Raw genomic sequence first — 22361 nt, 5'->3', positions numbered from 1 at the left:
GCCAGGACCGGAGGGGACCGGTCCGCCTACCGACATCACCCACGCCCTGTGGGAGTCCTGAGGGGGAGCAGAGAAGGCATGGCCAATTTCTCGAAGTCGAACGTGCCCCAGTTCTCGGTTGAGGTGTACCAGAACGAGTACCTGCCGGAGGGCGGGCGCGAGGTCAACGCGATCGTGACGGTGACCTCCACCGGCGGCGGCACGATCGGGAGTGCCGTCGCGGCACCCCACCTCTACACGCCGGGACAGGGCCCGGACGCGGCCGTGGCGATCATGGTCGACTGCTCCGGGTCCATGGACTACCCGCCCACCAAGATGCGCGGCGCCAGGGACGCGACGGCCGCCGCGATCGACGCGCTGCGCGACGGCGTGCACTTCGCGGTGATCGGCGGGACGCACGTGGCCAAGGAGGTCTACCCGGGCGGCGGCGGGCTCGCCGTCGCCGACGCGCAGACCCGTGACCAGGCCAAGCAGGCGCTGCGCAAGCTGAGCGCGGGCGGCGGCACGGCGATCGGCACCTGGCTGAAGCTCGCCGACCGTCTGCTGTCCTCGGCGGACGTCGCCATCCGGCACGGCATCGTGCTCACCGACGGCCGCAACGAACACGAGTCGCCCGAGGACCTGAAGGCGGCCCTGGACGCCTGCGCGGGCCGTTTCACCTGTGACGCGCGAGGCGTCGGCACGGACTGGGAGGTCAAGGAGGTCACCGGTATCGCGTCCGCGCTGCTCGGCACCGCCGACATCGTGGCCGACCCGGCGGGCCTGTCCGCCGACTTCACGCAGATGATGGAGACGGCCATGGGCAAGGAGGTCGCGGACGTCGCGCTGCGGCTGTGGACCCCGGTCGGCACCTCCATCAAGTTCGTCAAGCAGGTCGCGCCCACGGTCGAGCAGCTGACCGACCGCCGCACCGAGGCGGGGCCGCGCGCCGGGGACTATCCGACCGGGTCCTGGGGCGACGAGTCACGGGACTACCACGTGTGCGTCGAGGTCCCCGAGGCCGACCTCGGCCAGGAGATGCTCGCCGCCCGTGTCTCCCTGGTGATCCCGCAGGGCGACGGCACGGCACAGTCACTGGGTGCGCAGGGGCTCGTACGGGCCGTGTGGACCGACGACATGGCGGCGTCCACGTCGATCAACCCGCAGGTCGCGCACTACACGGGTCAGGCGGAACTGGCACAGGTCATCCAACAGGGCCTGGATGCCCGCAAAGCGGGAGATGCCGACGGGGCAACGGCCAAGCTGGGCCGCGCGGTTCAGCTCGCAAGTGCCTCCGGAAACGCGGATACGGCGAAACTGCTTGCGAAGGTGGTGGACGTGGTCGATGCCGCGGCGGGTACTGTGCGATTGAAGGCGAAGGTCGCGGAGGCCGACGAGATGACTCTCGAGACACGGTCCACGAAGACTGTTCGTGTGAAGAAGTAGAGCGGTACGCGCACGACTCGTAGCAGTGAGTAACGCGCGGCAGTACGTAAGCGGTTCGCACGCATTGCGGTCCCCCGTGGGCCGGAACAGGAGAGGGGGAAGCGCCGACATGCCGACCTGCCCGAACGGACACCAGTCGGGTTCCGACGACTGGTGCGAGGTCTGCGGTCACCGCATGGCCGGTGCCGTGCCCCCGCCACCTCCGCCGCCCCCGGCGGCCGGTTACGGCTATCCGCCGCCCGGTTCGCCCCCGCCCCCCGGCCAGGGCGGCCGCCCCCATCTGTCCGCGGTGCCCGACCCGGCGCCCGAGGCGGAGCTGTGCCCGCAGTGCCGTACCCCGCGTGAGGGAGGGGCGCCGTTCTGCGAGGAATGCCGGTGGAACTTCCTGACGAACACCGCGACCTCGTACACCCCGGCCGCCCCGCGCCCCCCGGGTCCCGGCCCGGGCCCCGGTGGGCCCAACCCGGCGCTGCACTTCCAGCAGCAGCAGCCCGGGCAGCCCGGTCCCACCCACGGCGGATTCGACTACCAGGGCTCCCGGCCCTCGCAGATGAACCGGCCCGCGGAGCCGATCCCGCCGTTCGGCGAGAACCCCTCGGGCTTCCCCGGTGATCCGTCACGGCCGGGTCCGCCGCAGCCGGGCCCCGGCGGCCCGGGACCCGGCGGCTACGGCGGGCCCGGAGGCCACGGTGGACCTCCCGGTGGCCCGAACGGATTCGGCGGACCCGGCGGACCCGGCGGACCCGGCGGACCCGGTGGGCCTGGTGGGCCTGGTGGGCCTGGCGGCCCTCCCGGTGGACAGGGCGGTCACGGCGGGCCCGGTGGACCCAACGGTCCCGGCGGCCCCGGCGGTCCTGGCCCCGGTGCCCCGCAGGGCTTCCAGCAGGCCGGTCCGCCGGCCCCGCCCGGGTATCCGCAGGAGACCGGGCGGCCCCAGGCACCGGGCGGCCCGTCCTTCGGGGGCGACGACGACTGGGTGCTCCCGCCGCCGTCGACCGGCGGCCCCGGCAATCCCGGTGGACCGCCCGGACCCGGTGGCGGCCCGGGTGGTGGATACGGCTACCCGCAGCCAGGCTCGACGCAGGCACCTCCCGGGTACCAGCAACAGCCGCTGGCGTGGAGCATCACCATCGGACCCGACCGTGACTACTTCATGGCGATGATGCAGCGCTCCGGGCCGGAGGCCGCGGGTCTGAACCTGCCCGCGTACTCGCCGGAACAGCAGCGCCCGCTCACCGGGAACCAGATCACGATCGGCCGCCGCCGCCACTCCACCGGGGACACCCCGGACATCGACCTGTCGGTGCCGCCGGAGGACCCGGGCGTCTCGCACCAGCACGCGGTCCTCGTGCAGCAGCCGGACAGCAGCTGGGCGGTCGTCGACCAGAACTCCACCAACGGCACCACGGTCAACGGCGCCGAGGAGCCCATCCAGCCCTTCGTCCCCGTGCCGCTGCAGGACGGCGACCGGGTGCACGTGGGCGCCTGGACGACGATCACGATCAGGCGGGGCTAGACACCGGGGCCGGGGCCCGGCCCCGGTGCCCGTCGGACGCCGTAGGGCACCGGCGGGCGCCGAGGCCGTCGCGTCCGGTACCCGGCCGGCCGTTCGGCTGCCCTGTCCCGGGCCAGAGACCGGGTGTAACGGCGGCTAGGGCAGTGGCCAGGTGTGCGGCCCCTCGGGGTCGTCCAGCCACGCCCACGTGCGGCCTTCGCCGACCGTGATCCCGTACCGCTCGCGCACCGGCCAGGTCTCGTGCTCCCACAGCGCGTACGCCTCGCCCGGGGCGAGGCCGCCCGCTGTGAGGGTCAGCAGGAACCGGAACAGTTCGTGGTCCGTGGCGCGGCGCGGCAGGCCCTCCAGGCCCGCGTCCGGGAGCTCCGGTTCGGTCCGCGTGCCGCCGCGCAGGGGTACGAAGTAGGCGGACGTGTGCAGGAAGCGGCCTTCCGCGTGCCCGGTGTCCCGCACCCGCAGGGCGATCAGGCCGGTGGCGAACGGTGCGAGGATCCGGGCGCCGGGCCGGCACTGGGCGAGCCAGGTACGCGGGATCGCACTCAGCGTGCAGGTCGCGATGACCCGGTCGAAGGGAGCCCGCTCGAGGCAGCCGCGCGCTCCGTCGCAGGTCACGACGGTCGGATGGTGGCCGGCGGCGGCCAGGTGCCGCCGTGCGGACTCGGTGATCTCCGCGTCCAGGTCGACCGTGGTGACCAGGTCGTCGCCGAGGCGGTGGGAGAGCAGCGCCGCGTTGTAGCCGGTGCCCGCGCCGATCTCCAGGACCGCGTCCCCGTCCCGTACCTCCAGCTCGGTCAGCATCTTCGCCATCAGCGAGGGCTGGCTGCTGGACGACAGCAGCTCGCCGTCGCGCACGCGCGTGGCCAGCGGGGCGTCCAGGTACGCCCCGCGCACCCAGTCCTCGCGCCGGCGCGGGCTGGGGTCCTCGCCCCATCTGCGCTCGTAGCCGCCCAGCGCGCCCACGTAGTAGTAGGGCACGAAGAGGTGGCGCGGGACGCTCTCGAAGGCGTCCCGCCAGACCGGGTCGGCGCCCCAGGCGCCGCTCGCGTCGATCTGGCGCACCAGTGCCGCCCGCGCCGTGGCGGCGAGGTCGTCCAGCCCGTGGTCGAGGGCGTGCGTGCTCATACCTCCACTGTGCTGCGGGACGGGCCGGGAGGCGAGGCCGGGGGCGGCCGGCCCGGAATCCGGCCTTCGACAGCGGTGGTCCTAAGCCTCAAGTCCTCGGTCGGCCGGTCTGAGACCATGGACAGCGTGCTGCATTTCCCGGGGGACGACCCCGGGACCCCCGGCCGGAACGACCAGGGGCTGACCGGAGCGACCTTTGTGAGGGCCAACTGACGTGAAAGAGATTCGGCGCGGCACGCTTCAGGAGGAGACCTTCTACGAGCAGGTGGGCGGCGAGGAGACCTTCCGGCGCCTGGTCCACCGGTTCTACGAGGGCGTCGCCGAGGATCCGCTGCTGCGGCCCATGTATCCCGAGGAGGACCTGGGCCCGGCCGAGGAGCGCTTCATGCTGTTCCTGATCCAGTACTGGGGCGGCCCGACCACGTACAGCGAGAACCGCGGGCACCCCCGGCTGCGGATGCGCCATGCCCCCTTCGCCGTCGACCGTGCCGCGCACGACGCCTGGCTGAAGCACATGCGGGTCGCCGTCGACGAGCTCGGTCTCTCCGAGGAGCACGAGCACACGCTGTGGAACTACCTGACGTACGCGGCGGCTTCGATGGTGAACACGGAGAGCTGAGCAGGAACGGCTGACGCGCGCATTCCGGTCGCGCGTCGCCGAATTCCGGTCACGATCCGGTCAAACCCGGTTCTGAAGCGCTTTCCCGCGCCCCCTCCTCTCTGACAACATCACCGGACATCCCGAAGATCCGGGGTGTCCGGGATACGGCGGGGGGCCGGGTGACGGGGTTCGTCTTCTCGCGCGTGCGGGCGCACCGCCTGCTCCTGGCCGCCGCGCTGCTGACCGTGCTGCTGACCACGGCGGTACTGACGACCCTGACCGCGTACTCGGGCGCGATCGGCGACGCGGCGCTGCGCCACTCGCTCCTCGACCCGGCGAGCACCGACCCGGCGGGAACCGCTTCGGAGAGCGCCGCGGCCACGACGCTGGTCGTCAAGGCCGATGTCCCTGCGCGGGAGCGCGAGGCCGCCGACAAGGCCGTACGCGAGGGGGCCCGGCGCACCTTCGACGGACTGCCGGTGACACTGCGGACGCTGACCCGGTCGGGCCCCTACGCCCTGCCGAAGTCCGTGCAGCCGCCCGCCGCCCGCTCGAAGGACCCGGATCTCACGCACTTCGCGGCGCTGGATCGCACCCAGGTACGGACGGTCGAGGGACGCCTGCCCGGCGCCCCGGCCGGGAACCGCGAGATCGAGGTGGCCCTTCCCGAGCCGGCCGCGCGGCGGCTGGCGCTGAAACCGGGGGCGCGACTGACACTCGTCGACCGCTTCGACGGCCCGGACGTACGGATCCGGGTGACCGGCCTGTACCGGCCCGTACGCATCACCTCGCCCTACTGGCAGTTGGACGATTTGCGCGGTCGCGGGGTCAGCAGGCTCGACTTCACGACGTACGGGCCGCTGCTCGCGGACCCGGCGGCTCTATCGGCGAAGGGGACCGGCGGGCAGGGGCCGTCGGTGAGCTCCGGGGCCACCGCCTGGCTGGCGTCCGCCGACTTCTCGGCGCTGACGACCGGGCGGATCGGTGCCCTGCGGGACGCGGCGCGAGAGGGACCGCGTTCACTGCTCAAGTCCCCCTCGCTGCACGGCACCACCGCGGTCACCACATCGCTGCCCGAGGAACTGGAGCAGGTCGAGCGGTCGTTGCTGGTCTCCCGCTCGACGCTGCTGATCGTCGCCCTCCAGCTCGCACTGCTCGCAGGATACGCGCTGCTGCTCGTGGCCCGGCTGCTCAGTGTCGAACGGGCGGGTGAGACAAGGCTGTTGCGGGCGCGGGGCGCTTCGCGCGGGCGGGTGGCCCGGCTCGCCGCGATGGAGGCGTCGCTCCTCGCCCTGCCCGCCGCGCTGTGCGCGCCGCTGCTCGCCGGGACGTTGACGAGGCTGCTGGCCGGACAGGGGTCGCTGTCGCGGATCGGCCTGCGCCTGGACACCTCGGTCACGGCCGCCGCGGTGTGGTGGGCGGCGGCCGCGGTCGCCCTGGGCTGCGCCCTGGCGGTGACGGTGCCCACGCTGACCGCACGAGCCGACGGCCCGGGTGGCGGCCGGGCCCGCTCGCTCCCGGCGCCGGTACGGGCCGGTGCGGACGTCGGCCTGCTGGTGATCGCGGCCGTCGCGTACTGGCAGCTGAGCCGGCAGACCTCCGGTGCCGTCACCGGCGGTACCTCCCGGGCGCTCGGCTCCGACCGGGCGGCGGGGGTACCCACGAACACCCTCGGCATCGATCCCCTCCTCGTCGCCGCCCCGGCACTCGCCCTGCTGGCCGGAACCGTGCTCACCCTGCGGCTGCTGCCGCCCGTGGCCCGTCTCGCCGAGCGGCGCGCGGTGAGCGGCCGGGGTCTGCCGACGGCACTCGCGGGCTGGCAGTTCAGCCGTCGCCCGATGCGGGGCGCCGGGCCCGTCCTGCTGCTCGTCCTCGCCGTCGCCATGGGCATGCTCGCCATCGGCCAGGGCGCGTCGTGGGACCGCTCGCAGGACGACCAGGCGGACTTCCTGGCGGGCACGTCCGTGCGGGTGCTCGCGGGCAGCGAGGACGGGCTGGCGCGGGCCGGGCTCTACGCGGACCTCGACGGCGTGCGCGGGGCCGCCCCGGCGATGCGTACGACGCTGCCGCTGTCCGGCAACCGCACGGCCGCGGTGCTGGCGCTGGACACTGCGGGCGCCGGGACGGACTCCGCTGCGGGGCCCGGCAAGGGTCCCGGCAAGGGCTCCTTCTCGGGCTCGGGCTCCGGAGCGGGCTCCGGTTCCGCGGACACGGAGACGGACCCGGATCCGGACGCCGCCGCGATGCTGATGCGCGGGGACCTGGCGGAGGAACCGGTCAGGAGGATGCTGGCGGGGCTCGGGCCGGGGCGTCCCACGCAGGTGGGCGTGCCCCTGCCCAAGGACAGCGAGCGGCTCGCACTGGCCCTGCGGATCCGGGCGACCGAGCAGCGGCCGGACCCGGACTCCGCGGACCCGGCGGCCTTCCGCTCCGAGATGTCGGCGGACGTGACGCTGACGCTGGAGGACCGGTACGGCACGCCGTACCACCTGCCGGTCGGAGAGTTCCCCGCCGACGGCAGGACACACCGCCTCACCGCGGACCTGGTGCCGGACGGGCAGACCCCCTCCGACCGGGCCGCGGAACCCCTCTCGCTGACCGGGGCGCAACTGGACATGGCCCAGCCGACGGGCCGCGCGGAGGAACACCGGCTGTCCGTGGAGGAGTTGACGGCCACGCGAGCGGACGGGACGAAGCAGCGGCTGTCGGCGCCCACGTCATGGCAGGCGACGTCCAGCAGCGACAGCACCACGGCCGATCCCAAGGCGGGCAACACCCCGACCCGTCCGGACGTGGAGTCCGGGAGCCCGCTGACAGTGACCTACGGCACCGGTTTCATCCCCGGCGACGCCCCCTGGGAGACCTCGTCGCTGATGCTCCGGCTGCAGGCGGACCGGCCCCTCGCGCCCGAGGTCGAGGCCGTGGCGACCGACGACTTCCTGACGGCCGCGGGTGCCCGTACGGGGCAACGCCTGGACGTGCGGTTCGGCGGTTCGGCCGTACCGGTACGGATCGTGGAGAGCGTGCGCGCGCTGCCGACCACGGAGGACCCCAGCGCCGGGGACACCTCCGGCGGGGCTCTGCTGGTCGATCTCCGCTCCGTGAACCGGGTGCTGGACGAGCGGTACGGGAAGAGCGTCGCGCCCACCGAGTGGTGGCTGCGGACCGCGCCCGGCGCCACCGCGCGGGTGGCGGCGGAACTGCGTGAACGGCCCGACGTCGAGCCGTCACAGGTGATCGTGCGGGACGAGATCGCCGAGCGGCTGCGGGACGATCCGTTCGGCGCGGGCCCGGAGGCGGCTTTCGCGGCGGCTTCCGTGGTCGCCGCCGCGCTGGCCGCCGTGGGCTTCGCGGTGAGTACGGCGGGATCACTGCGGGAGCGGGGGGCCGAGTTCGCCCTGCTCCGCGCCCTGGGGGCGCCGCGCCGCCAGCTGGCCCGCCTGATCGCGGCCGAGCAGGGAGTCCTGGTGGCGCTGGCGCTGGTGGTGGGAGTGGCGTTGGGGGCGGTGCTCAGCCGGGCGGTGATTCCGTTGATCGTGCTGACGTCCCGGGCCACCCGACCGGTCCCGGAGGTGCTGGTGGAACTGCCCCTCGGGCGGGTCGCGTTCCTGCTGGCCGCCCTGGTGGTCGCACCGCTGATCGTCACCGGCGTGCTGGCGCTGCGGCGGGGCGACTCGACCGCGTCGCTGCGTGCGCTGCACGAGCAGGGAGGTGAGTGAGATGGGACAGCGTCGGACCTTCGGACCCAGGGGCGCGGACCGCCCCGTGGCTCCCTGGATCCGCACCCGCCTGCGGGCGGCGCCCGGTACCGCCGTCGCCCTCGCACTGCTGGTGACGGCGACCGTCTGCCTGGCCGCGGCCTTCCCGCGTGCCATCGACCGCTACGAGGACGCGGGCCTGCGCCAGGCGGTCGTCGACGCGACGGCCCGCAGGTCCTCCGTACAGGTGACGGCCCCGCCGCCCACCCTCGGCAGCACGCAGGGGGAACGCGAGTCGGTCCTGCGTCCGGCCTCGCTGCGCAAGGAGTACGAGCGGATCCTGAACGTGGTCGAGCGGCCCCTGGTCGCGGACCCCGGGCAGTCCACGTACGGCGCCCGCACGACGAAATCCCTCGAGGCCGCGGAGAAGTGGCTGCCGCGGCCCAGCGGACTGCCCGCGCAGATGACCCTCGCCGCGCACCACGGCCTCGCCGAACACGCCCGGCTGCGCGCGGGCCGCCTCCCGCGTGCCGAGGGCAAGGTGACCGCGTCGGCCCCGGAAGTGGAGGCCGCGGTCACCACGGAGACCGCCGACCGCCTGCGGATCAAGGTGGGTTCGGTGATCCACGTCCCCGCCGTGGGGCGGGCCCCGCTCGCCGTCCGCGTCACCGGCATCGTCGCCCCGCGCGACCGCGAGGGTGCGTACTGGGCCACGCAGCCCATCCTGCGCACCCCGGCGATCATGCGGCTCCCCACCCAGGGCGCCGAGCCGAGTACGTACTGGGTCGGTGCGCTCCTCCTGTCCCCCGACGCGGCCCCGGTGCTCCTCGGCACCCCCGGCGCCCCCGCGCGCTACTGGCAGCTGGCCCCGTCCCCCGCGGCCCTGACCGCGAGCGACCTGCCCCGGCTGGCGAGCTCGGTCGCCGCGCTGGAGTCCGGGCCCGGCCTGCTGAAGGTGCGCGAGTTCACCGACCCGGAGGCCGACGCGAGCACCGAGCTCGACGACGTCCTCACCTCCTACGCCGCGCTCCGGTCCGGTATCCGCCCCCTCGTCGCCGTCGCCGCCTTCGGCACCGCCACGGTCGCCGTCGTCGTCCTGCTCATGGCCGGTGGCCTCACCGCCGACCGCAGGCGCCCCGAACTGGCCCTGCTGCGCGCCCGGGGCGCCTCCCTGCGGGGCCTCACCGCACGGCTGTTCGCCGAGACCGCGGTGGTCGCGGTACCGGCGGGTGTCCTCGGCCTCGCGGGCGCCCTGCTCGCCGTCCCCTACGGCCGCCTCTCGTACGCCGCGTGGACCGCCGCCGCCGTCGTGCTCCTCGCGTGCGCCATGCTTCCCGCGCGCGCCTGGGTCACCCACCGTGCCGTACGCGTCCACGGGGCCCGCGAGGACCTCGCGTCCGTACGCCCCTCCCGGCGCCGTACCGTCGCCGAACTCACCCTGCTGGTGCTGGCGTCGGCCGCGGTGTTCGCCCTGCGGCGGCGGGGAACCTCCGGGGAGTCCGCCGGGACGGCCGGCTCCGGCGATCCGGCGAGCCTGGACTCCTCCGGCGACCAACTCGTCTCGCTCGCCCCGGTGTTGATCGGCGTGATCGCCGCGCTCGTCCTGGTCCGGCTCTATCCGCTGCCGCTGCGCCGCCTGGCCCGGCCCGCCGGCCGGCTGCGCGGCGCGGTCGGCCACCTCTCACTGGCCCGCGCGGGCCGCACCTCCGTCTCCACGGTGCTCCCTCTGCTCGCCCTCCTGACGGCGCTCACCACCGCCGCGTTCGGAGGTTCGGTCCTCACGGGGGTCTCGGACGCGCGCGACCGGGCGGCACTGCTGACCCTCGGAGCCGACGCGCGCATCGAGGCGATGGGCGCACTGCCCCGCGCCCTCCCGGACCGGATCCGCTCGGCACCCGGCGTCCGCGACGTCACACCGCTGAGCATCGGGTACGAGGCTAAGCCGGGGGCCGGGTTCGAGACGGTGCCCCTGGTCGGCGTGGAGCCCGAGGGGTACGCCCGGCTGGCGCAGCGGACGCGGCTGGGGGCCTTTCCAGCAGGCGAGCTGAAGGCCGAGGGCACCTCACGGACCTCGGGAAGCGGCGCCTCGGCGGATCAAGGAGCGGGCACCTCGACCGACCCGGAAGCGGCAGGCCCGGCGGACGCGGACGGATCGGGCGAGTCCCCGCTCCCTGCCCTCGCCTCCCCTTCCGTCGCCGACCGTTTCGGCACCCGGCCCTTCCCGGTACGCCTGGAGGACCGCAGCGAGATCACCGTCCGCATCACCGTCGTACGCGACCTGACCCCGGCCCTGTCGGGCACCGACTTCCTCGTCGTGGACCGCGCCGGCCTCGGCGCCGCCCCCGCGCGTCCGACCGCCCTCATGCTGACCGGCGACCACCTGGACGGGGGCGCCCTGCGCAAGGCCGCCGGAACCACCGCGGACGTCCAGCTGCGGTCCGAAGAACGCGCGCGGTACGTCGACTCCCCCCTCCAGTCCGGCGCGGAACGCGTCTACACGGTGGCGGTGGCGGCCGGCTCCGGATACGCCGTACTCGCGCTGCTGCTCGCCCTGATGCGCGCGGCGCCCGAACGCGCGGCCCTGCTGGCCCGACTGCGCACGATGGGCCTCACCCGGGGCCAGGGCCGCCGGCTGCTCGTACTCGAAGCGCTGCCGCAGGCCCTGCTGGCCGCGGTGGGCGGTGCCCTGACCGGCTGGGCGGCGGTCCGCCTCCTGGCACCCGGTGTCGACCTCACCGCCGTCGCCCTCGCCACCCCCGGCGGCGCCCCTCCTCCCGGTACCGCCGCGCTGCACACCGATCCGGTGTCCCTGCTGCTGCCCTCCCTCGCCGTGCTCCTCGTCGCCACGGGGATCGCCGCCGGCCAGGCATGGTGGACGGGGCGGCGGGGATCGGTCAGGGAACTGAGAGCGGGAGACAGCCGATGACGACCGCCCGAAGCCACCGGACGACAACCACCACCGGAGCCAACCGATGACGACCACCGATTCCACCGGCCCGGCCGACCCCACCTTCGCCGACCTCGCACAGCGCGCCGCCGACCGCCGCGACCGCCCCGCCTACGGCCACGACGCCCTGATCACCTGCGACCGGCTGGTCCGGATCTTCTCCGCGGACGGCGTGGAGGTACAGGCACTCCAGGGCCTCGACCTCCTTGTCCGCGAGGGCGAGCTGATGGCGCTGGTGGGCGCGTCCGGCAGTGGGAAGTCGACCCTGATGAACATCCTGGCGGGCCTGGACACCCCCACCGCGGGCGCCGCCCGGGTCGCGGGTCACGACCTGTTGACCATGGGAGCCAAGGACCGGTTGCGCTACCGGCGCGAGACCGTCGGATTCGTCTGGCAGCAGACGGCCCGCAATCTCCTCCCCTATCTGACCGCCGCCCAGAACGTCGCCCTGCCGATGCAGCTCGGCGGCTCCCGCAGGCATCGTCGCGCCCAGGCGCAACACGCCCTGGAACTACTGGAGTTGCTGGAGGTGGCGGACTGCCGGGCCCGCCGCCCGTATCAGATGTCCGGTGGTCAGCAGCAGCGCGTCGCCATCGCCGTGGCGCTGGCCAACGCCCCCGACGTCCTCCTCGCCGACGAACCCACCGGCGAGCTCGACTCGCACACCGCCGAGCAGATCTTCGCCGCCTTCCGCACCGCGAACGAGCGCCTGGGCACGACCATCGTGATCGTCACGCACGACCAGTCGGTCGCCGGTGAGGTCCGCCGCACGGTCGCCATCCGCGACGGCCGCACCTCCACGGAGGTCCTGCGGCGCACGGAGGTCGACGCGACGACCGGCCACGAGACGGTGGTCGCGCGCGAGTACGCGATGCTCGACCGGGCCGGCCGGCTCCAGCTCCCCGCCGAGTACACCGAGGCCCTCGGCATGCACGACCGCGTGGCCCTGGAACTGGAGCCGGACCACATCGGGATCTGGCCGGACGACAGCGAGCACCGCTGACCCGCCGGCGAAGGGGCCCGCCCGGACGCCCTTGGAACGCTCAGCGAACGCTGACGTCCAGCGCCCCGAGTCCCGCCCTGCGTACGGCGATCGACCCGTAGGGCGTCCGTAGTCTGAGCCACGTGCCCGACGAGAGCAGGCGCAGTACGGCGTCGTCGGGGGTGGTGGCTCGCGCGGGCCTCAGGAATCCCAGCGACTGAGCAGCGTGCGCGGCCCGTACCGGGAGCCCGGTGTCCCCGACCGGCCGGGACCAGATCTCCCGCCCGATCCGGTCGAGTGCGGCCCGCGTACGGCCTTCGGGCGCCAACTCGTCGATACGCGACCGGAATTCGGCGACCACCGCGGCCACCGTCGTACGCACCGCGTCGAGCGCGGGCAGGCCCGGCTCCGGCCGCCAGCCGCCGCGCGGCGGCAGCACCCCGGCCCACGGCGGGCCGGTGACGGCGGCGGGCACGGCCGCCGTGGCCGCCGACTCGTCGAGGGACTCCAGGAGTTCACCTGCGGAGACCGTCACATCGAGGACGAGGTCCAGCCCGTCCTCGTAGGGCTTCGCGAGCCGTGCCGTACGGATCGCGAGCACCTCGAACGACGGTGGCCGGCCGAACACCGCGAGTGTCGTCCCCGACACCTGCAGCCGCACCGCGGCCGCCCGGTCGTAGTGGATCAGCCTGGCCAGGAAGGCGGCGAGATCCGCCGCCTCCCCCTCGTCGACGAGGTGCAGGACCGTCATGCGGCGACGGCCCCCGCGGAACCGGCCACGTCGTCCGTGTACTCCTCGAGGAACTCGCGCTCCTCCGCGGTGATACGACGTGGCCGCTGCGCCTCGAAGTCGAACGGCACTATGACCGTCTGCGCCCGGACGTACACCTGGTCCGGGTCCTTGACCTCGTAGGCGATGGTGAACGACGCCGCCCTGATCTGCGTGACCCACAGCTCGATGTCGACCGGCTGGTGCCGGTGGACCAACTGCTGCTTGTAGTCGATCTCATGGCGCGCCACCACGGACCCCTGCTGGAAATCCTTGTCCGGGCGGAACAGGAAGTCGATACGCGCCTCCTCCAGGTAGCGGAGGAAGACCACGTTGTTGATGTGGCCGTACGCGTCCATGTCCGCCCAGCGCAGCGGGCAGCGGTAGATGTGCCGCAAGAGAGATCAGCCCCGGGTCAGCTTCTTGTAGGTGGCGCGGTGAGGACGCGCGGCGTCCGGTCCGAGCCGCTCGACCTTGTTCTTCTCGTACGACTCGAAGTTGCCCTCGAACCAGTACCACTTCGACTCACCCTCGTACGCGAGGATGTGCGTCGCGACCCGGTCCAGGAACCAGCGGTCGTGGGAGATGACCACGGCCGCACCGGGGAACTCCAGCAGCGCGTTCTCGAGCGACGACAGGGTCTCGACGTCGAGGTCGTTGGTGGGCTCGTCGAGGAGCAGCAGGTTGCCGCCCTCCTTGAGGGTCAGCGCCAGGTTCAGGCGGTTGCGCTCACCGCCGGAGAGGACACCGGCGGGCTTCTGCTGGTCCGGGCCCTTGAAGCCGAAGGCGGACACGTAGGCCCGCGACGGCATCTCGACCTGACCGACGTTGATGTAGTCGAGCTCGTCGGAAACGACGGCCCACAGCGTCTTCTTGGGGTCGATGTTGGCGCGGCTCTGGTCGACGTAACTGATCTTGACGGTGTCGCCGACCTTGATCGCGCCGGAGTCCGGCGTCTCCAGGCCCTGGATCATCTTGAAGAGCGTGGTCTTGCCGGCGCCGTTCGGGCCGATGACCCCGACGATCCCGTTACGCGGCAGGGTGAAGCTCAGGTCATCGATGAGGACCTTGTCACCGAACGCCTTGGAAAGGTTCTGAACCTCGACGACGATGGAGCCCAGACGCGGGCCCGGCGGGATCTGGATCTCCTCGAAGTCCAGCTTCCGCATCTTGTCGGCCTCGGCTGCCATCTCCTCGTAACGGGCGAGGCGCGCCTTGGACTTGGTCTGACGGCCCTTGGCGTTGGACCGGACCCACTCCAGCTCTTCCTTGAGCCGCTTCTGACGCTTCTCGTCCTTGCGGCCCTCGACCTTGAGGCGGGTGGACTTCTTGTCGAGGTACGTGGAGTAGTTGCCCTCGTAGGGAATCGCGCGGCCGCGGTCCAGTTCGAGGATCCACTCGGCGACGTTGTTCAGGAAGTACCGGTCGTGAGTGACGGCGACGACGGCGCCCGCGTACTTCGAGAGGTGCTGCTCCAGCCAGTTCACCGACTCGGCGTCGAGGTGGTTGGTGGGCTCGTCGAGGAGGAGCAGGTCCGGAGCCTCGATCAGCAGCTTGCAGAGCGCGACGCGGCGCTTCTCACCACCGGAGAGGGTGGTGACCGGCCAGTCGCCGGGCGGGCAGCCCAGCGCGTCCATGGCCTGCTCCAGCTGCGCGTCGAGGTCCCACGCGTTGGAGTGGTCCAGGTCTTCCTGGAGCTTGCCCATCTCGTCCATGAGCGCGTCCGAGTAGTCCGTCGCCATCAGCTCGGCGACCTCGTTGAAGCGCTTGAGCTTGCCCATGAGCTCGGCGGCGCCGTCCTGGACGTTCTCCAGGACCGTCTTGCTCTCGTCCAGCTCCGGCTCCTGCATGAGGATGCCGACGCTGAAGCCCGGCGACAGGAACGCGTCACCGTTCGACGGCTGCTCGAGCCCCGCCATGATCTTCAGCACGGTCGACTTACCGGCACCGTTCGGCCCGACGACGCCGATCTTCGCTCCCGGCAGGAAGTTCAGGGTGACGTCATCGAGAATCACCTTGTCGCCGTGCGCCTTGCGCGTCTTGCGCATGGTGTAAATGAACTCAGCCAAGAGAAACCGTCCGGACGCTTGAAATCGGCAGTGGGCAGATACACCCCATCTTGCCGTACCGCCACCCCTGGGGGGAAACGCGTATGGCCTAGGCCCCGTAGCGGGGCACGCCCGGCGTCCGTCTCTTCCGGTCGGCACGGAGCGGCGTCGGGAGCCGCCCCCCGTCTTCGGGCGGACGGCCCGGTGCGGAGGCGGCCGAATCTTCGGCGCCGGTGTTTCGCGTCACGCGGGAACAGCCCCAGCGGTACAGCGAGTAAATCTGTGATCACTCACTGTCCAATTGTCAAGGAGCTGGTTGGTTCGCTCTTCAGTCCCGCGTCGCGGTGTTCTTCCTGCGGACGAGGACCAGCGCGGCGCCGCCGATCACGACCAGGCCGATCGCGATCCCGGCTATCAGCGGGGTGGCGCCGGACGAGCCCGTCTCGGCGAGGTCGGCGGTCGTGACGGAGGTGCCGCCCACCGTGGCGGGGCTGGGCTCGCTCAGCGTCTGGGTCGTCTCGCCACCGGCACTGCTCTGCGTGCGGCAGTCGAGCACGCCCTGGAACCGCTTCTCGTAGCCGCCCGGCCCCTTGACCGTGAAGTCGTACGCCTGGTCCTCCCGCAGCGGGACCGTCACGGTCTGTGACGCGCCCGCCGCGATGGTGTGCTCGGTGCCCATCAGCTCGAACGTGAACGCTTCGTCACCTGCGTTGACCGCCGTGATGTCCACGCCGCCCTCGGCGCAGTTCTTCTCGGCCGACAGCGCGGGTACGGCCCCGGTCTCGGCCCAGTTCGCGGTCGCCGCAGCCGAGACCGTCGACTCGCTGGAGCCGGCCAGGATCTGGGTCTGGCTCCTGGTCTCGGAGGCGAAGGCCCGCCCGACCGGGACCGTCGTCGAGGCCTGCACCGTCAGCGCGGCCGAGCCGGCCGGGGCGTCCTCGGGCACATCGAAGAACAACTCGCCGCCGTCGGCCGCGGACGTGATCTCCTCGCCGTCCCGGTCGACGATCTTCACCCCGCTCGTGATGTCGGCAGGCGGTGTCACCGTCACACCGTTCGCGTTCGTGCGCACGGTGACAGGGCCGAGCAGCTCACCGGGGCGGCCGGAGACCGCGGGCGGGTCCAGGCTGAGGGACGCCTCCGGTTCGTCGAGGTCGCGGGCGCTGCGCTGCAGGTAGTCGGCGAGCTTCTCCGCCTGTGGGTCCACGGCGTCCACGTCGGCGCCGTCCGAGTACCGCCAGATCGCCACCTGCGTACCGGCCGCCGCGTCCTGCTCGGTGAGGCCGCTCGCGCCCGCCTTCGCGGCCAGCGCGGCGAGGTCGTTGACCTGCGGGTAGGAGTTCTGGAGGATCCAGCGGATCCGGCCCGCGTCGGGGTTCCCGTGCAGCGACGTACCGCTCCAGGAGGTCTCCTGGTACTTGGCGTCCTTCTGCGTCGGGCTGTGGATGTCGACGCAATACGTCTGCAGGGTCCCGCCGTTGTCGACGGACATCTCGAACAGCCCCGCGGAGAGCCGCTTGTCCTCGCCGTTCTCGTGGATGACGGCCGTCCCGGCCGTCTTCAGCCCGCCTATGGTGGCGGTCGCGCCGCCCTGGCTCTGGGGGAGTTCGTCCGCGACGGCCGCACCGGCCCCGGTCACGGCGCTCACGGCGACGAGGCCGGTCACGAGCGCCACCGCGGCCAGCCGGACGGTGACAGCACCTCGCCCGTGCACGGACGACGCAGAGAACGAAGAAAGCACAGAATTCCCCTTCGAGCAGGACCCGTTGACGTGGGGGGTTACGGTCCCACCAGCAGAATCAGAAGCCCCGAGAGCTATGCCCGGCATCCTAAGGACGGGGCGCATCTCCCTTCCCGGTGATGTCATCCGATCAGTGATCCGAATCGGAATCGTTATCGCCTGGACCGGGCGCGAGCTGGGCTTATCGACAAATCCCCAGGGACCGTTCGGAACGCACTCGCCGATAAGCCGCACTTCGGTCAGATCGCGGATCCGGTGCCCGCGCTCACGTCACCAAGGCCGGTTCCTGCTGCCGCTGAGCTGTCTCGTCCGCCTGAACCGCCGGCTCCGTTTCCCAGCTGGGTTCCGGCCGGTTCGGCGTGTCCGATGCCGGATCGCTCCTGTGTGTCCTGCGGAACGCCGTGGTGCCGCGGGCCAGGTCGTGGCCGATCGCCGAGGCCTCGATGTCCGCGCCCACCCTCGACTGCCCGTCACGCTGTTCGGAGCGGACCTTCAACCTGCCGCGCACCACGAGTGGTTCGCCCAGCGACACGGACGCCTGCACGTTCGCCGCGAGCGCCCGATTGGCCCATACCGTGAAGAAGTTGGTGTGCCCGTCCGTCCAGGTGTTCTTCTCGCGGTCCCAGTACCGCTGCGTGACCGCCAGCCGGAACCTCGCCGACGTGCCTGCCGCCGTCTCCCGGAACACCGGCTGCGTAGCCACGTTCCCCACCACGCACACCATCGTCTCGTTCATCGCGGAAGCCCTCCCTTGCCCACGCGCACGGGCTCGTCCCGTACGGCTGCGTCTGTCGCGGCCATCGCACGCCGGCCGCGTCGCGACCACGTCGTGATCGCCGCGCCCTCAGACTGCCTCCGCCGGCCCGAGCCCGCTGAGCCCTGTGGGCCACCGTCCGGTTGTGGACAACTCCGCCACCCGAACGGGGACTTCCGCCTACCGTCACCCGCCCCCGACGCTCCCGCCGTCCAGCGGCCCCCGGCCCCCGGCCCCCGGCCCCCGGCTGACACAAACCGGACCAGCCCAGGGCCACCAGGGCCCGTGGGCCCGTGGGGCCGACGCAGCCCGCCCCGGGCAGCCACAAGCCCGGCCCCAGCCCCGCGGCCTCTCCAGGCCGCCCCGGAACGCCCCGGAACGCCCCGGAACGCCCCGGAACGCCCCGGAACGCCCCGGAACGCCCCGGAACGCCCCGGAACGCCCCGGAACGCTACGCCGGACCGGCGCCCCGCCCTCGCTCGCCCCGTCTAGACCCCGACCCCCGTAACCCGCAGAAACTGCTCCCGCACCTCCCGGTACCGCAGCAGCTCCGCCGCCACGGGGTCGAGCACCCGGGCCCGGCCGCACCCCGAGGCGGCCTCCCGCAACCGGCGTTCCGCCTCCAGGCCGTACCTTCGCGCGGGTCCGCTCGCCGCCAGTTTGCAGGCCCATTCGACGCCCGGGCCACCCACGATGCCGACGACCATCAGCAGCACGGGCACGCCGAGGTTCGGCGACATGAAGCCGATGACCTGTCCCAGCAGCCACAGCCCGCCGACGACTTGGAGGATGGTCATGGCCGCCTGCGCGAGCACGGCGACCGGCCACCATCCGGGCCGCGGCGGCCGCCCGACGGGAGTCCCGGCCCGTACCGCCAGTTCGTCCAGGGCCTCGGACAGCCCCTGCGACCCACGTACGGCCGCCTCGCGCACCGCCTGCGCCCAGGGCGCGGGCAGTCCGCCGGCCGCCTGCTCGGCGACCGTGCGCACCGCCTGTTCGACGCGCTGCCGCGCCGTGGCCTCCTCGTCGGCCTGTGCCCGTACCGAGAGGCGTCCGGTCGGTGGTTCGCGCCGGTCCTGGTGCCAGCGCCACAGCCGTAGCCAGGGCGTGCCGCACGCGCGGTTGGCGTTGCGGCGCCACGCGCGTTCGGCCGCCTCACCCGCCGCCGTGGCACCGACCGCGTCGGCGAGACGGTCGGCGAACTCGTCGCGCGCCTCCTCACTGAGCCCTGCCGTCCGCCGGTTCGCGTAGACGGGCCACAGGCGCACCGCGGCCGCGTCCACGTCGGCGGAGATCCGGCGGGACGCGGCGCCCCGCTCGGCCACGAAATGGCCGAGCACCTCGCGCAGTTCACTGATGCCGTCGCCGGTCAGCGCGGACAGCGCAAGGACGGTCGCGCCCGGCTCGCCGTACTCGCCGAGGGCGATCCCGTCCTCGTCGAGCAGCCGCCGCAGGTCGTCGAGGACCTGGTCGGCGGCTTCTCCGGGCAGCCGGTCGATCTGGTTGAGGACCACGAAGGTGACCTCCGCGTGTCCCGCCATGGGCCGCAGATAGCGCTCGTGCAGTACCGCGTCGGCGTACTTCTCCGGGTCGACGACCCAGATGACGGCGTCCACGAGGGCGAGGATCCGGTCGACGTGTTCGCGGTGCTGGACGGCCGCCGAGTCGTGGTCGGGCAGGTCCACCAGGACGAGCCCGCGCAACTGCGCCTCGGCCTCCGCGCTCTGCAGGGGCCGACGGCGCAGCCGCCCGGGAATGCCGAGCCGGTCGATGAGGCCTGCCGCGCCGTCGCTCCAACTGCAGGCGATGGGGGCGGCGGTGGTCGGCCTGCGTACCCCGGTCTCCGAGATGGCCACTCCGGCGAGCGCGTTGAAGAGCTGCGACTTGCCGCTTCCGGTGGCTCCGGCAATGGCGACGACGGTGTGCTGTCCCGAGAGTCTGCGCCGCGCCGCCGCCTCGTCCAGAACCTGTCCCGCCTCTGCGAGGGTCCGGCTGTCGAGCCGCGTGCGGGAGAGCCCCACCAGTTCGCGCAGGGCGTCGAGGCGGGACCGCAGCGGCCCGTCGTACGCGAGGGGAGTCACCACGGGCGGTCTGTTGTCCACGACGGTCTCCTGTACGGGCCTGGTCTGTCCCTCGGCCGTGGCGGTCACACGGCGTGCGATCAGCCCGTCGTCCCAGGCGCCCGCCGGCTCAGCGGTGTCGGCGTCGTCCGTACCGTCGGCGTCAGTGACCCGCTCGGAGTCGTCACGGTCCCCCGTGCGCATGTCCCCCGCATCACCACTCTCCTTGCGGGCGGCCTTCCTGTCGGGGTCCTTCTTGCGGGTGCTTCTCCGGTCGGTCACGGAATCGTCCTCCACGCGCGCGTGCCCACGGCCCGAACGCTTCCCGTCCCGGCGCTTCTCACCCCGGCGCTCGTCGCTCACGCGTTCCCGACGCACGCCCTCCTGGCCCAAGCCCTCCTGGCCCGAGCGCTCCTGGTCAGGACGCCCTTCCTCCGGGCGCCCCTCGCCCTCCCGCCCCTCGTCGTCGTCTCCCGGCTGGTCGGCGTGATCCGTGTGGTCCGTGACGGCGGTCACCGCGGTCACCTCTCCTTCTGCAGTACGGACAGCGCGGCGATGAGTTCGGCCTGGGGTTCCGGATGTACGTCGAGTGCGTCGAGCGGGGCGAGCCGCCGCTCCCGTTCGTCGTGCAGCGTCCTGTCGAGGTAGTCGGTGAGCAGCCGGCCGCCCTTGTCGCGCAGCCGCAGCGCGCCGTGGGCACCGATCCGCTCGGCGAGCCCTTCGCCCGCGGACCGCGCCCGCCGGCCGCCCAGGAGCGCGGTGGCGACCAGTGCGGCCACCACCTCGGGATCCGGCGCGACGCTCTTCTCCAGGGCGCGCACCTCCTCCTCTGCGTACTCCTCGAGGATCCGCCGCCAGCGCCGTACGGCCAGCCCGATACGGTGCTCGGCGCTCTCCAGCACCGGATCCCGGTCCGTCAGCCCCGGGGCCGACGCGGCGGGTTCGCGCCGCCACGCCTCGTCGATGCGCTCGTCGGCCGCGGCGACGGCGCACAGCAGGAGTGCGGCCAGGCTCTCGACGAGCGCGTCGAGCAGTTCACCGGCGGTGCAGTCCAGCGGGTAGCTGCGCCACCGCTTGAGCGCACCCCCGGCGAGGACGGCCCCGGCCTGCAGGCGGCCCCGCAGGCGCGTGTACTCGCTGTCGTACGCCCCGTCGACGGCCGCGGTGAGCCGCAGCGCGGCGGCGTACTGGGCGGCGGAGGCGCTGGCGAGCTCGGGCATCCGCGACTTCAGCGAGTCGAGCACCCCGTAGGCCGTGCGTGCCATCGCCTGTTGCCGGGCGCCCGGATCCTGCACCTGCTGGGCGAGCCAGGCACGCAGGGGCGCCACTGCGGTGGCCGGAAGCAGCCCCCCACCCCAGGCGGATTCGGGCAGTTCGGGCACGGTGAAGCGGGGTACCTCGCCGAGCCCCGCCTTGGCGAGCAGCGCGCCGTACTGGCGGGAGACCTCGGACACCACCTGGTGAGGCACCCGGTCGAGCACGGTGACGAGGGTGGCGTCGTGCTCCTTGGCGGTACGCAGCAGATGCCACGGCACCGCGTCGGCGTACCGTGCCGCCGTGGTCACCATGACCCAGATGTCGGCCGCGCAGATGAGTTCGGCGGCGAGCACCCGGTTGTCGGCCACCAGGGAGTCGACATCGGGCGCGTCGAGGAGCGCGAGCCCGCGCGGGAGGGTGTCGGCCGTCTCGATCCGCAGCACGCGCGTGTCGTCCTCGCCCGGCAGCAGCGGATCGTCACCGGCCTCCAGCTGGGGCACCCACACGCGTGTGAGGTCGGGCAGTACGCGCATCCCGCTGAACCAGTGATGGTCCTCGGGATGGCAGACGAGCACCGGCGTACGTGTCGTGGGCCGAAGCACCCCGGCCTCGCTGACCCGCCGCCCCACAAGGGAGTTGACCAGCGTCGACTTGCCGGCTCCGGTCGATCCTCCGATCACGGCGAGCAGGGGTGCTTCGGGTTCCCTCAAGCGGGGCACGAGATAGTCGTCGAGTTGCGCGAGCAGTTCGTCGCGGTTGGCACGCGCGCGTGGAGCCCCCGCCAGGGGCAGCGGGAAGCGTGCGGCGGCGACACGGTCGCGCAGGGCGGAGAGTGCGTCGAGCAGCTGGGGCCGTACGTCCAAGGTCACCACATGCGAAGAATGCCCAATTTTGGAGGGTTTCTAAAGCATATGGGCATGTCTGCGCGCCGATAGGACACACGGGGCGGAAGGGACGACTGGGGCGCAGGCATAACGAGTGCACAACACCCGGGGCGTGAGACGCCAAAAGCGATGCACGATTCGCACCTGCCTGCGATTATCAGGACCGCTTCACTGAACCTCCACATCGAGCCACGGAGGCGAAGCGTCAGGCAAAGGGACCCAGGAGCTCTATCCTTGTCCCCGGCACGGCACAGCCCCGCCCACATCCGGGCACCAGCACCACAGGCCACCACACCCGGCCCCCGTAGCTCAGTGGATAGAGCAGGCGCCTTCTAAGCGCTTGGCCGCAGGTTCGAGTCCTGCCGGGGGCGCCTCTCCCCGCCCTCCCTCCGGGAGGGCTTTTTTGCTGCCCCGAGCAGGCCGCGCCGACGGGCCGGCCACGCGGAATGAACCCGGTGGCCGTCGCCTGCCCGAGGGCGGGCACCTTTTCCGCACCGGGCGTGCCGGTCGCACCGGAGCGGCGCTTCGGACGCACGGGCCCGGCGTCCTTAGGGCCG

General features: G+C 72.9%; 14 protein-coding genes and 1 tRNA gene. 7 read left to right on the top strand and 8 right to left on the bottom strand.

From position 1 onward, the window contains the following. The first annotated feature begins 78 nt into the window (after positions 1-78). A complete protein-coding gene (locus O1Q96_RS07515) occupies positions 79-1425 on the top strand; it encodes a vWA domain-containing protein (protein WP_269247406.1) in 1347 nt (448 codons plus the stop codon). Between the two features lie 109 nt (positions 1426-1534). Then, positions 1535-2941 (top strand): FHA domain-containing protein, encoded by a 1407-nt coding sequence (locus O1Q96_RS07510; protein ID WP_269247405.1) that lies wholly within the window; start codon positions 1535-1537, stop codon positions 2939-2941. Between the two features lie 135 nt (positions 2942-3076). Here the strand turns inward: O1Q96_RS07510 and O1Q96_RS07505 are convergent, their stop codons facing one another. Next, positions 3077-4063, bottom strand: coding sequence for a methyltransferase domain-containing protein (locus tag O1Q96_RS07505; RefSeq protein ID WP_269247404.1), 987 nt, complete (start codon positions 4061-4063; stop codon positions 3077-3079). 214 nt (positions 4064-4277) lie between these two features. Here O1Q96_RS07505 and O1Q96_RS07500 point away from each other — a divergent pair, with 214 nt between their 5' ends. The 4 genes from O1Q96_RS07500 (at position 4278) to O1Q96_RS07485 (ending at position 12312) form a co-directional block, all read left to right on the top strand. Beyond that, entirely contained in the window at positions 4278-4682 is a 405-nt protein-coding gene (locus tag O1Q96_RS07500) for a globin (protein WP_217453559.1), read from the top strand. A gap of 161 nt (positions 4683-4843) precedes the next feature. Further along, a complete protein-coding gene (locus tag O1Q96_RS07495; RefSeq protein WP_269247403.1) occupies positions 4844-8383 on the top strand; it encodes an FtsX-like permease family protein in 3540 nt (1179 codons plus the stop codon). A gap of 1 nt (position 8384) precedes the next feature. Further along, positions 8385-11288, top strand: coding sequence for an FtsX-like permease family protein (locus O1Q96_RS07490; protein ID WP_269247402.1), 2904 nt, complete (start codon positions 8385-8387; stop codon positions 11286-11288). Between the two features lie 46 nt (positions 11289-11334). Beyond that, a complete protein-coding gene (locus O1Q96_RS07485; RefSeq protein WP_269247401.1) occupies positions 11335-12312 on the top strand; it encodes an ABC transporter ATP-binding protein in 978 nt (325 codons plus the stop codon). Between the two features lie 40 nt (positions 12313-12352). Here O1Q96_RS07485 and O1Q96_RS07480 read toward each other — a convergent pair whose 3' ends face one another. The 7 genes from O1Q96_RS07480 to O1Q96_RS07450 form a co-directional block, all read right to left on the bottom strand. Then, entirely contained in the window at positions 12353-13042 is a 690-nt protein-coding gene (locus O1Q96_RS07480) for a DUF8185 domain-containing protein (protein WP_269247400.1), read from the bottom strand. Then, entirely contained in the window at positions 13039-13458 is a 420-nt protein-coding gene (locus O1Q96_RS07475) for an acyl-CoA thioesterase (RefSeq protein WP_269247399.1), read from the bottom strand. The genes O1Q96_RS07480 and O1Q96_RS07475 overlap by 4 nt, the downstream gene beginning before the upstream one ends. Positions 13459-13464: 6 nt before the next feature. Further along, a complete protein-coding gene (gene ettA / locus O1Q96_RS07470) occupies positions 13465-15129 on the bottom strand; it encodes an energy-dependent translational throttle protein EttA (RefSeq protein ID WP_217453716.1) in 1665 nt (554 codons plus the stop codon). Between the two features lie 307 nt (positions 15130-15436). Continuing rightward, positions 15437-16849: a Cys-Gln thioester bond-forming surface protein gene (locus O1Q96_RS07465; protein ID WP_419586486.1), complete on the bottom strand. Its 1413-nt coding sequence runs from the start codon at positions 16847-16849 to the stop codon at positions 15437-15439. Between the two features lie 265 nt (positions 16850-17114). Further along, the gene (locus tag O1Q96_RS07460) at positions 17115-17585 is read right to left on the bottom strand and encodes a single-stranded DNA-binding protein (RefSeq protein ID WP_269247397.1); all 471 of its coding nucleotides are present in this window, start codon (positions 17583-17585) and stop codon (positions 17115-17117) included. Positions 17586-18091: 506 nt separating this feature from the next. Next, entirely contained in the window at positions 18092-20188 is a 2097-nt protein-coding gene (locus tag O1Q96_RS07455; protein WP_419586485.1) for a GTPase, read from the bottom strand. Beyond that, positions 20185-21792, bottom strand: coding sequence for a dynamin family protein (locus O1Q96_RS07450; protein WP_269247396.1), 1608 nt, complete (start codon positions 21790-21792; stop codon positions 20185-20187). The genes O1Q96_RS07455 and O1Q96_RS07450 overlap by 4 nt, the downstream gene beginning before the upstream one ends. Positions 21793-22102: 310 nt before the next feature. Here O1Q96_RS07450 and O1Q96_RS07445 point away from each other — a divergent pair. Continuing rightward, positions 22103-22175: transfer RNA gene (locus O1Q96_RS07445), tRNA-Arg, on the top strand. Positions 22176-22361 lie beyond the last annotated feature (186 nt).

Origin of the sequence: Streptomyces aurantiacus, assembly GCF_027107535.1 — a bacterium.
Lineage (GTDB): Bacteria > Actinomycetota > Actinomycetes > Streptomycetales > Streptomycetaceae > Streptomyces.
Note: the sequence above shows the minus strand (reverse complement) of the source record. Positions and strands in the feature narration are given on the sequence as shown.

Excerpts from the sequence above, each read along its gene's own strand:
- O1Q96_RS07515 (WP_269247406.1), top strand. The coding sequence starts at position 79 with ATGGCCAATTTCTCGAAGTCGAACGTGCCCCAGTTCTCGGTTGAGGTG.
- O1Q96_RS07510 (WP_269247405.1), top strand. The coding sequence starts at position 1,535 with ATGCCGACCTGCCCGAACGGACACCAGTCGGGTTCCGACGACTGGTGC.
- O1Q96_RS07505 (WP_269247404.1), bottom strand. The coding sequence starts at position 4,063 with ATGAGCACGCACGCCCTCGACCACGGGCTGGACGACCTCGCCGCCACG.
- O1Q96_RS07490 (WP_269247402.1), top strand. The coding sequence starts at position 8,385 with ATGGGACAGCGTCGGACCTTCGGACCCAGGGGCGCGGACCGCCCCGTG.
- O1Q96_RS07485 (WP_269247401.1), top strand. The coding sequence starts at position 11,335 with ATGACGACCACCGATTCCACCGGCCCGGCCGACCCCACCTTCGCCGAC.
- O1Q96_RS07480 (WP_269247400.1), bottom strand. The coding sequence starts at position 13,042 with ATGACGGTCCTGCACCTCGTCGACGAGGGGGAGGCGGCGGATCTCGCC.
- O1Q96_RS07460 (WP_269247397.1), bottom strand. The coding sequence starts at position 17,585 with ATGAACGAGACGATGGTGTGCGTGGTGGGGAACGTGGCTACGCAGCCG.